The sequence below is a fragment of the Microcystis sp. M20BS1 genome, assembly GCF_020245305.1.
Lineage (GTDB): Bacteria > Cyanobacteriota > Cyanobacteriia > Cyanobacteriales > Microcystaceae > Microcystis > Microcystis ichthyoblabe_A.
Genome location: NZ_JADBUZ010000126.1, coordinates 1 through 11,015 on the forward strand (window position 1 = coordinate 1; position 11,015 = coordinate 11,015).

An 11,015-nucleotide genomic window follows, 5' to 3' on the forward strand; every position below is an offset into this window, starting at 1 on the left:
GACGATTTTGGCCGAACTGCAAAGACAAGCTAAACGGGAAAATCAGAGCTACAATGAAGAGAATGCCCCTCGTTTGTGGATTTTATCCCCTTCAGCTAGTCTGACTCTGTTAGAGAGTATTGGGGCAAAAATAGACCCAGATTGGCCAGAAGGAGTCTATTTTCTTCCCTCGCTTTATCGCACGGCAATTATCGCTATTAATCAATTGCCTGTGACTGCTGAGACTCTCTGGTTAAGATTATTAGGACGGGGAAAAACTCAAGACCAAGCGGTGCGAGAATTGTTAGAATTACCTCAAGGTAATGCTTTCCGGGAAAATGTGCTGGAATTATTGATTAGTTGGCGGGTTAGTATGGAAATAAATAACATCCTAGAAACTGAGGATAGAGAGGTGTTTATGACTTTATCTCAAACCTATCAGGAATGGAAGGAAGCAACTAAACGGGAAGGACGACAGGAAGGAAAACTAGAAGGAAAACTAGAAGGAAAACTAGAAGGAAAACTGGAATCTATTCCCCGTTTGCTGGCCTTGGGTTTAAGTGTGGAACAAATCGCTCAAGCTTTGGATTTAGACTTAGAGCAGGTCCGACAAGCGGCGCGAGAGTAAAGGTGGAGAGTTAAAACGCAAAAATGCCACAATGGATAAAATAGGCATTTTCTGACTAACTGACATCTTCTATGAGTAACCACCTAAGCGGAAGCGAGATTCGCCAGCGATTTTTAGACTTTTTTGCGGCCAGAAACCATAAAATTCTCCCTAGTGCCTCTCTAGTACCAGAAGACCCCACCGTTTTGCTGACTATTGCGGGAATGCTCCCTTTTAAACCGATTTTCTTAGGGCAAAAGACCCCAGAATTTCCCCGCGCTACCACTTCTCAAAAATGTATTCGCACCAACGATATCGAAAATGTCGGCCGGACTGCTAGACATCATACTTTTTTTGAGATGTTGGGCAATTTTAGCTTTGGTGATTATTTTAAAGAACAAGCGATCGCCTGGGCCTGGGAATTGTCCACAGAAGTTTTTAACCTTCCCCCCGAAAGATTAGTCGTTAGTGTCTTTAAAGAGGATGAGGAAGCTTTCGCTATCTGGCGCGATAAAATCGGTATTCCTGCCCATCGTATCCAAAAAATGGGCGAAGCGGATAACTTTTGGGTATCGGGTCCCACGGGTCCCTGTGGTCCCTGTTCGGAAATTTACTACGATTTTCACCCGGAATTAGGGGATAAAACCATCGATTTAGAGGATGATAGCCGTTTTATCGAGTTTTATAACCTCGTCTTCATGCAGTATAACCGCGACGCGGATGGCAATCTGACACCCCTAGCGAATAAAAACATCGATACGGGGATGGGTTTGGAACGGATGGCGCAAATCCTGCAAAAAGTCGCCAATAACTACGAAACTGACCTAATTTTCCCGATTGTCGCCGAAGCGGCCCGGTTAGCAGCCATAGACTACCAGAAAGCGGACGAAAAAACGAAAGTTTCCCTAAAAGTCATCGGCGATCATGTGCGTTCGGTAGTACACATGATAGCGGATGGTATCTCAGCATCGAATACTGACAGAGGTTACGTCCTGCGTCGTCTGATTCGGAGAGTAGTACGACACGGGCGTTTAATCGGTATTGAAGGTCAATTTATCACCAAAGTGGCGGAAGTGGCGATCGCTCTTTCCGAGTCCGTCTATGGCAATGTTCGGGAACGAGAAACGGTGATCAAGGCAGAATTAGAGCGAGAGGAAGCGAGATTTTTAGAAACCCTAGAAAGAGGCGAGAAACTGCTCGAATCGATTCTAGAAAAAGAAAAAAGCCAGATTTCGGGAGTCGATGCCTTTACCCTTTATGATACCTATGGCTTCCCCCTGGAACTCACTCAAGAAATCGCCGAGGAGCAGGGTTTAAGCGTCGATACGGCGGGTTTCGAGCAGGAAATGAAAAAACAGCAGCAAAGATCAAAAGCCGCCCACGAAACCATAGATTTGACGGTACAGGGTAGTTTAGATAAGCTGGCAGAACATATTCACCCGACGGAATTTCTCGGTTATACGGATTTGCAAGCAACCGCAACAGTAACGGCGGTTTTAGTCGCTGGTAAAACGGTGGAATCGGCCGCAGCAGGCACTGAGGTGCAGATAGTTCTCGATAAAACCCCTTTTTATGCCGAATCGGGTGGACAAATCGGTGATAAGGGTTATTTAACTGGCGATAATCTGCTTATCCGCGTTGAGGATGTGCAGAAAGAATCGGGGATTTTTATCCATTTTGGTCGGATTGAGCGGGGAATTGTCACCACCGGCGATACAATTAATGCTCAGATTGACCGTTCCTGTCGTCGTCGCGCTCAAGCTAATCATACCGCTACCCATCTGCTACAATCGGCCTTGAAAAAGCTTGTCGATGGGGGGATTTCCCAAGCAGGTTCCCTCGTCAGTTTTGAGCGCCTCCGTTTTGATTTTAACTGTCCTCGTCCCCTGACTAACTCTGAATTGCAACAGGTGGAAGAACAGATTAACACTTGGATTGCCGAAGCGCATGACACCGAGATAGCGGTGATGGGATTGGAAGAAGCGAAGCAAAAGGGAGCTATTGCCATGTTTGGCGAGAAATACGGCTCAGAAGTGCGAGTTATCGATATTCCTAGCGTTTCTATGGAATTATGCGGGGGTACTCACGTTAAAAATACCGCCGAGATCGGTTTATTTAAAATCATCTCCGAGACGGGAATCGCTGCGGGAATTCGTCGCATCGAAGCGGTGGCCGGCCCTGCCGTGTTAGCCTATTTGAATGAACGGGATCAGGTGGTACGGGATTTGTGCGATCGCTTTAAGGTCAAACCTCTGGAAATTCCCGATCGCATTACGGCCCTACAATCAGAGTTAAAGGGGACACAAAAGCAGTTAGAAGCGGTTAAACAGGAGTTGGCACTAAATAAATCAGATGCTTTGCTATCTCAAGCTGAATCTATCGGCGAATTTAAGCTATTAGTCGCTTCTTTGGGTGATATTGATGCTAATGCTTTGATGGCTGCAGCCGAAAGACTACAGCAAAAATTAGGGGAAGGGGCGGTAATTTTGGCCTCGACTCCGGCAGCTGATAAAGTGAGTTTAGTGGCCGCTTTTAGTCCCCGGGTGATTAAAGATAAGGGTTTACAAGCGGGTAAATTTATCGGTGCGATCGCTAAAATCTGCGCCGGTGGTGGTGGTGGTCGTCCCAATTTAGCTCAAGCTGGGGGACGGGATGCTAGTAAGTTGAGCGAAGCTTTAGCTAAGGCCAAAAGTCAGTTAACTAGCAGTTTACAATAGTGTTAAGGGTGGGCATTTTGTCCACCTTTAAAAAATTAGTTATTCTCTCGGTGTGATTGGTAAAAATAATATGGAACTACTGATCAAGAATTTGGGATCAATTAGAAATAATAATCAAGCTATAGATTTAACCAAGAAGTTTTATACTTTTATTGGCTACAACAATAGTGGCAAAACCCTAGTTTCTCAGCTTTTATGGACAATTTTTAATCATGACAATATTAGAAAGTTTTCTGAAAATAACCAAATTGATTCTTTCGTAATTGACTCTGAAAAACCTATTAAAAAAATTACTATCAATCAAAAACTAATCGATGAGATTCTCAATAAATTTAGCCGATTTATTGAAAAAGAAGTTGTTAATACTTATAATCTTGATGCCAGTATTAAAGAAACGATTATTAGTTCCAATAAATTAATTTTTCAAGCGGATATTAAAGAATTTAAAGATAAAAGCTTTAGATTAACCTTTGTTGTTGACAATGATCTGGAGTATTTACAGATTAGCAAGCGCAAAGGTAGCCTAACAATAAATATAAAAGAGAATAATATCCCTGAGAAAGTATTTGATAAAATACCCAGAGACTTTTTTGAGAGAGCTAAACCATCCAAGGAATCAGTAATTATTTCGTCAGTAATAACAGTGCTTTTGTCTCAGACAGAAGATACTTTTTTTATCCCCGCTAGTCGTAGCTTTTTTCCTGTTTTCTACCAGTACATTTATGAGATAGAAAGAAATAAGAGAATTGAGTCTAACCGTCTATTTTTAGAATTAATAGAAAATATTGATGATGATAGTGACAGTCATGAAGATAAATTAAAACGTCTTCGGGAACAATTACCCAAAAGGTCTTATACAGAACCAATGAATAAAGTGATTGAGTCGCTTTATTCTCTCAATACCAAGAAAAAAATTAATTCAGTTTATAATTCTCTGATTGAAAAGATGAGCGGATTAATGGGAGGAGAAATCACGATTTCTAGTCTAGAATCGATCGCACCTATTCAATTTTCTTTTAAATTCGATGAAAGCAAAGATTTACCTATGTATCTAGCTTCATCTTCAGTCAATCAGTTGACTATCTTGTATCTTTATCTCAAATATTGGGCCAAGGAAAAAAACAATTTTTTGATGATAGATGAACCAGAGGTTAATTTGCATCCCGAAAATCAAATTCGCTTAATGGATATTTTAGTTCAATTTGTCACCGAGCATAATAATCGGGTTTTGATCACCACCCATAGCCCGATTTTAACCGATATTCTCAACAATTATGTTTATCTTCATACCTTAAAAAGTTATGATGTTGATGTCACAAAAATTATTGAAGATAATCAATTAAAAAATTTAAATCCAGAAATTTCAATTGCTAAAGAAGACTTAGGGGTTTACTTTTTCACAGGTGATAAAATTATTGATTATGGAACCAGTCAATATGGTGTTTATTTTCGTAATTTTACAGAAGTTATCAACTCCGTGCAGAAATCTGGAGAAATTTTAACCAATCATATCTATTTAGCAGAGAATGAGTAAGTCTAACTCAAAAAAAGAAATATTTTCCCTTAGACAAGAGTTTCACCAAGCTTTAGAAAAACAGGGTTTTATTCAAGAAATATCCCTTAGTCAGGATGCGTATATTGAAATTCAAGAAACAAATAAGAGCGATTTAAAGAAAGTAGATATTAATCACTTACAGTTATCGTCTAAAAATGACAAAAATATATCTACAGAAGTAGATAAAATCTGGGTTATCAATTTAGAAAAAGAGATACCCGGTATCTCTGCTTCCGGCAAAACCCCTGAAAAAGCTATATTAGTTTTACAGAGAAAAGTCGATGATGCTGGTAAAATTCTCAATTATCATCTGCAAATTTGTTTAATTGAACTCAAAGCATCCCTACAGGCAAAAAAAGACAAAGAAAGCACATTAAAGCAGATTGCTGGTAAATTTCAAAGCGGGATGAATAGAATCTATATGCTTCTGACTCTCAATAATCATGCTAATCCCCAGAAAAACTATCAAAATGCACAAATATTTGTGCAATTCAGAGGAATTATTCTTTATAATCGTAACGAAATTAGTGATATTGCCAAAGAAAATGAGCGAGACTATAATTCGAGCGAGAGTACCTTATATAAAATTCTCTCTCAATCTACAGAATCAAATTTATTAACCCTAGAAACCCTATTAGAAGAACGAGATAAAATCGTCGTTAGGTTTATCCAAAATCCCAATCAAACTCAAAATTATATCACCATAAAACTAGAAGATTTACTCTGAATAATGGACTGGCGATAAAGTATATCAGGATGGATATTTTTTTACCGTTGAAAAGAGTTAATTAGATTTAATTTACTGATCCAATTAAAATCATCAATATTGCGAGTTACAATTGTTAAATTATAAACGAAAGCTGTTCCTGCAATAATGGCATCTCCTAAGGACATCTTTCTGATTTGTTTTAAAGTTACTGCTTGTAAAAAATTCTTCAAAATAGACTTTATCCTGATGAGTTAACCGATGGTAGCCTAAAACTTCCAGATAAGATAAAGCAGATACATAAGGAGAATTTTCTGCAATAAACTCCCTGAGAAACTCATTTTCCAATTGAGCGGCATAGATAATAATATTGCTATCTAATAACATGATTTAATCCCGATTAGGAAGAGAGCGATCGCAACGATTTTGTTGTTGCCACTGTTGGGTATCAACAGCAGTAAAAGTATTATTGTTAGCAATTTTTTTCAAAGCATTGGCCATTTTTTGACCGTTAGATCGATTTTCACCAATGATATTTTCTTCTAATAATGTAATATAAACATTAACAGGATATTCGGAGTTGATTTCAGGGGTTTCATTAAGCCATTGAAGGGTATTATTTTTCAAAATTGCTTTAAAGGTTTTTAGCATAGTTTTCTCCACCCTTAAATGATACAGGATAAATGATTCAGACTAGCCCTAACCCAATTTTAACACAAGACCAACCCAACAAACTGCCTTGCCTCAATCTTTTAAATTAACGTCTTTGGATCATTTCATAATCAAAAGTTCATTACCAGAGCGAAAAATTACGCAAAATGGTGATAGTCACTTTACCTGTTTTTAAGGCAGGCTAATTTATCGGCGATGACTGGGTGAAAATTAATCATTAAATCAATTTATCACAAGCAATCGAGGGTTTTACTATCGCGTTAATGTAACTTAAAAAACTAGCTTTAGCTTTATTTTAGCTCTTGGAAATAAAATTAAGATAAAGTGTACTAGAATAGATAATTTCTTCGTTTGAAAAAAACGCATTCAATCATCTATTTTAATAAATGTTCTATTTCTTCATCTGTAAAACCAAATTGTCTAAAAATTCGTAAAACATAAGCAGGGGACATTTCTTTTGCACCTATATCAATAGGAACGATTCGACGTTGATTATACAATACTCTACAATATAAACGAGGATCACCTTTTCCTTCTCGATAAAATTGACAGCCTCCTTTTTCAAGAATTTTGATTAGTGCTTTGGGTTTAAGAGAAGGAATATTTTTAGGCATAAACTTTTCTGAGTTCGTAAGTTTCGGGAGTTTCAGAATCTCCCACATTTAAAAATTCATGAAGTTCGTCTATAGGAATAGGACTGGTATATATATTGGCTTGATCATGATAAATCTCCCAAAAAGATTCAATCGCTTCTTTTAGTTTCTCAATAGCTTTTTCCTGAGTTTCTCCTTGTCCAACTAATCCATTTTCAAGACATAATGAAACCCAATAATTTGCACTTTTTCTCAGAATAACGGTATAAAAGTTCATGATGATTGTTCCGTTGAAATTTTAATCGGGGATTAGAATTTACTCCAGCTTAATTTTAACGCAAAATCAACCCAACAAACTGCCCTTATCTCAATCTTTTAAATTATAGACAACAAATAAGGTGCATTAACAAAGTATAATGCACCCGATCAGAAAAGCGATCGCACTAATAAAGATATTCCTCTTTATCAGTTTCAATGACACAATTAGAAGTAGGATAAGCAACACAAAGCAATACATAACCATCGTCTATTTGATCATCATCTAAAAAAGATTGATCTGATTGATCTACACTACCAGAAACGATCTTACCAGCACAGGAACTACAAGCTCCCGCACGACAATCAGAAGTAATATCTAGTCCGTATTCTTCAGCTACATCAAGAATATACTCATCAGCAGGAACTTCAATTGTCTCTTTTCCATCAGGAGTAATTAAAGTTACATTATAGTAACCCAGACGAGAATTATTAGTTGATGCTCTTGAATTGGATACATTCTCTTCGGTTTTTTTATTTAGTTCTTCTTCAAAAGCATCAAACTCTCTACGGATTTCATTGATTTTATATTGTTTCTCTCGCTCACGATGTCTTTGATAGTCTTCAATTTTTTCCCTTACTTCTTTTGCAACTTTAGGAGCTTCTTTTATCGCATGTTTAAGCCCTTCTCTTGCTAAGTGATTCAGTGCGTGTGTCAACCAATCGCTCATTTTCAAAGTCCTCCTGTAATAAAAAGTGTTGAAAACTTAACTTGATGTAAAATTTAACAAAGTAGTTCTTACTAACACCGGTAAGGTGGAGAAATAGGCACACCATTTTGATAGTTTTGGCATACTCTATAATACCATCCATCAGGCATTAACACAAAGTAAAAATGTGTATATGGTTGACCAGACTGTAACATTCTACGTCCTTCTTGTTCTCCAACTGCTTTAAAAACACCTCCTACTAATCCTCCAATTGCTGAATTTACTACTGTTCCCACATTTATTATTTGACGAGGAGAATATCGTTGAGCTTTAATTGGACTAATCCCAATATTGATGAATGCAAACATTATTGAGAGCCAAGTAATAAAACGAAAATAAGTTAATGATTTAGTTGTTGTTTTCATAATTAATACCCACAATTACGAATGTTCAAAAATAACTCCTTGTAAGGATACCAACTGGCACTTTTACCTACCCCCCCGAATACTTGATACCAACTTGACTTAAAATCTGAGTAACTTTACTCGCGTCATAACTGGGGACTTCTATCTGATCCCCTGAAATTGAGGCATTTGAACCCAATGAACCGACGATTTTTGCCTTAGCTTCTGATTTTTTAGAATCGAGCGCATATTTGTCTAAAACGAACTTAGTCATGTCAATCCTCTGTTAATTGTTTAGTAGTTCTTAGCGATGAATGTATTTAGATCAAAATTCAAAGTATTAGCGATGGCATGAAGCATCCACTTTTCGCCTTCGCTCATGTGACCGTCAGAGGCAACAAGTTGGATTGCAAATTTCATCAATGTAGTGCGTTCCATTGCCGAACTGGAGTTTTTAAAGCTGGTTACAGCCGTTCCCAATTCTTCAACTATCCCATCTGATGTAAGGTTATCAATGGAATCAATCACTTCTGATGGTGTGAAAGAAATACCATCATAATTACTATTCAAAAAGCTAACAATGATTTGCACTTCAGATTGAGAGACTTCACCATCAGCACAGGATAGTATGTAAAGAATTTCAAAAGCAGATTGAAACTTATCCATCGTTCATCCTTGTTACTTGCAACTAAAACGAAACTTCGTCATAAAATACCTACGTTAAACTGAGACATAAGCAATAATACTTAGAACTAGCGTCGCTGAGTTAGATATGGTTAGTTTTAGGTCTGTTTTGCTTAACTACATTCCATCATGCCAAACGCTTCCAAAAACTGACAACCCCTAAACATCGGATTTTATCGGGAGTTTTGTCGGGTAAATTTTTATGAAAATTGGAAAAAGTGGGATTTAGTTGGGCTATAATACCCAAAAGTCTTTTGCTGTGTCGATTGTATGAATATCACGGAAGTCTTACAACTGATTGACGAACGCCTTATTGAGCGAGATAAAAAGCCGCTAAATACTATCCAGAAGGCTATTTTTGAAGGGAGTTGGCAAGGACAGAGTTATCAAGAAATAGGTAACGAATATCACCGCAGTGAGAGTCATATTAGAGAGGAAGGCGCTAAATTATGGAAGCTTTTATCAGAGGTTTTAGAAAAAGATATAAAAAAATCTACTTCCCGTTCTGTCTTAGAAAGAGTTTACATTAAATCTTCAGAAAATTCTTGTGTAATTTATAATGTCAATAGTAATCATAACCAATTCTGTCCTACAGAAAATACAAGATTGTCTAACGAAAATGACTTAAATAGTAATAATAACTCTCAATATTCTCAAACATATCATGATCTAACCCTTGCTCCTCAAATTATTGACTTTTACGATCGAGAAAATGAACTGGCAACAATCTCGAACTGGGTGTTTAAGCAAAATACTCGCTTAATTGCCGTTTTGGGATTATGGGGAATAGGAAAAACCACCCTAGTTAAACGATTTATTGATCTCAATTTAGAACAATTTGAAGTGGTGATTTGGAAAAGTTTAAAATTTCCTAAGTCTTTAGATTTATGGCTAAATGATTTATTGAATACTTGCCAAAAAGAACCGAAAGAAAGCACCGATAATAAAATCCAGCAATTGTTAGAAGTTCTAAGCAATCATAAATGTTTAATCGTCTTAGATGATTTTCATAATCTTTTTGCTGTTGGTCAAATGGCGGGTAATTATCAACCTGAATATAGTAGTTATCAACATTTTTTAAAACTGATTGCAGAAATCCAACACCAGAGCCATTTTATTCTCATTAGTCAAGAAAAATCTGCGGAAATGAACTATCTTAATCAAGAAAATTCTCCCATTCAATGCTTAGAATTATCAGGATTTGAAGCGATTGATTTTCTTGAAAATAAAGGTTTACAAGATGGGGAAAGATGGTTAGAATTAATTCAATTATACGAAGGTAATCCTTTTTATTTAACTGATATTGCCGTTTTGATTAAAGATGTTTTTGATGGCAAGGTTAACGATTTCTTGGCAGAAAATAGCTTAGTTATTACAAAAAAAATGCAGTCTCATTTAAAACAAATTTTTGGTCGCTGTTCTCCCCTTGCCCAACAAATCGCCTTAGAATTAAGTAAAGTTGATCAACCTTTATCTAGAGAGGAGTTAAAAAATAACCTAGATTTATCTGCTAGTGATTTAATCAATGGTTTACAATCCTTGCAACAACGTTATTTAATTCAAAGGGAGCAAAACCGATTTCAATTATCATCTATTTTTAAAGCGTATATCAAAAGCGATTGATTGTAATATTTTTTAGAGGAGATCGAGTCCGAAAAAGAACCCTTCCAACCTCTTAAACTGATTGGTAACAATTAGAGGCAATCAGCGATATTGATAGCGATGTGTGAGATTATTCTTGAGATAATAAATGGCTGGTTATAATTAAATTAAAAATGGATTTTAGGTTTGATCCCCCCTGCCCCCCTTGATAAGGGGGGTGCCGGTAGGCGGGGGGATATCCCTTGATAAGGGGTAGGGTTGATTCATTTAAATTAAGTATAGCTGATTTTGAGTCAATAAATTTGATCGAGGATTCTCAAGTTTATCTTTTTCTAATCAAAAGAGTTAGTCATAATAACTAATCTTTAATCTTCTGCCAATATTTATTATGAATAGATTGATAAAGCCTGTTCCCAAGCCACTAAAAGCCTATCTCTCTTGAAATTGTCGAGAGTACATCCTGTTAATTTAGCTAATTTTTCTGCTTCTTACGTCGATAAAACTATCAGTTTTTCCCAACGTTCAGCTAAC

Annotated in this window: 13 protein-coding genes; 5 read left to right on the top strand and 8 right to left on the bottom strand. The window is 36.8% G+C overall.

Going from position 1 to position 11,015, the window contains the following annotated elements:
• From IM507_RS13390 to IM507_RS13405, 4 genes are all read left to right on the top strand, one after another.
• The coding region (locus tag IM507_RS13390) for an RpnC/YadD family protein (RefSeq protein WP_287637162.1) at positions 1–607 on the top strand (607 nt) is incomplete at its 5' end.
• Positions 608–678: 71 nt separating this feature from the next.
• Complete coding sequence (gene alaS / locus IM507_RS13395; protein WP_287637163.1) at positions 679–3,303, top strand: alanine--tRNA ligase; 2,625 nt, start codon at positions 679–681, stop codon at positions 3,301–3,303.
• 70 nt (positions 3,304–3,373) lie between these two features.
• The gene (locus IM507_RS13400; RefSeq protein ID WP_287637164.1) at positions 3,374–4,837 is read left to right on the top strand and encodes an AAA family ATPase; all 1,464 of its coding nucleotides are present in this window, start codon (positions 3,374–3,376) and stop codon (positions 4,835–4,837) included.
• Positions 4,830–5,585, top strand: a complete 756-nt coding sequence (locus tag IM507_RS13405; protein WP_287637165.1) for a hypothetical protein — start codon at positions 4,830–4,832, stop codon at positions 5,583–5,585. The genes IM507_RS13400 and IM507_RS13405 overlap by 8 nt, the downstream gene beginning before the upstream one ends.
• Before the next feature lie 120 nt (positions 5,586–5,705).
• Here IM507_RS13405 and IM507_RS13410 read toward each other — a convergent pair whose 3' ends face one another.
• The 8 genes from IM507_RS13410 to IM507_RS13445 all read right to left on the bottom strand — a co-directional run bounded on the left by IM507_RS13410 (position 5,706) and on the right by IM507_RS13445 (position 8,864).
• Complete coding sequence (locus IM507_RS13410; protein WP_002776935.1) at positions 5,706–5,951, bottom strand: PIN domain-containing protein; 246 nt, start codon at positions 5,949–5,951, stop codon at positions 5,706–5,708.
• Positions 5,952–5,954: 3 nt separating this feature from the next.
• A complete protein-coding gene (locus tag IM507_RS13415) occupies positions 5,955–6,215 on the bottom strand; it encodes a hypothetical protein (RefSeq protein WP_272104579.1) in 261 nt (86 codons plus the stop codon).
• A 395-nt stretch (positions 6,216–6,610) separates the two neighbouring features.
• Entirely contained in the window at positions 6,611–6,850 is a 240-nt protein-coding gene (locus IM507_RS13420) for a type II toxin-antitoxin system HicA family toxin (protein ID WP_002735907.1), read from the bottom strand.
• A complete protein-coding gene (locus IM507_RS13425; RefSeq protein WP_287637167.1) occupies positions 6,843–7,106 on the bottom strand; it encodes a type II toxin-antitoxin system HicB family antitoxin in 264 nt (87 codons plus the stop codon). The genes IM507_RS13420 and IM507_RS13425 overlap by 8 nt, the downstream gene beginning before the upstream one ends.
• A gap of 166 nt (positions 7,107–7,272) precedes the next feature.
• Complete coding sequence (locus IM507_RS23535) at positions 7,273–7,566, bottom strand: ferredoxin (RefSeq protein ID WP_043997418.1); 294 nt, start codon at positions 7,564–7,566, stop codon at positions 7,273–7,275.
• 320 nt (positions 7,567–7,886) lie between these two features.
• On the bottom strand, positions 7,887–8,219 hold the full coding sequence (locus IM507_RS13435) for a hypothetical protein (protein ID WP_002776941.1): 333 nt from the start codon (positions 8,217–8,219) through the stop codon (positions 7,887–7,889).
• Between the two features lie 67 nt (positions 8,220–8,286).
• Positions 8,287–8,472, bottom strand: coding sequence for a hypothetical protein (locus IM507_RS13440; RefSeq protein WP_287637169.1), 186 nt, complete (start codon positions 8,470–8,472; stop codon positions 8,287–8,289).
• 20 nt (positions 8,473–8,492) lie between these two features.
• On the bottom strand, positions 8,493–8,864 hold the full coding sequence (locus IM507_RS13445; RefSeq protein WP_002776942.1) for a tellurite resistance TerB family protein: 372 nt from the start codon (positions 8,862–8,864) through the stop codon (positions 8,493–8,495).
• Positions 8,865–9,152: 288 nt separating this feature from the next.
• On the opposite strand from IM507_RS13445, the gene IM507_RS13450 reads away from it, so the two are divergent.
• On the top strand, positions 9,153–10,505 hold the full coding sequence (locus tag IM507_RS13450; protein WP_287637170.1) for an NB-ARC domain-containing protein: 1,353 nt from the start codon (positions 9,153–9,155) through the stop codon (positions 10,503–10,505).
• Positions 10,506–11,015 lie beyond the last annotated feature (510 nt).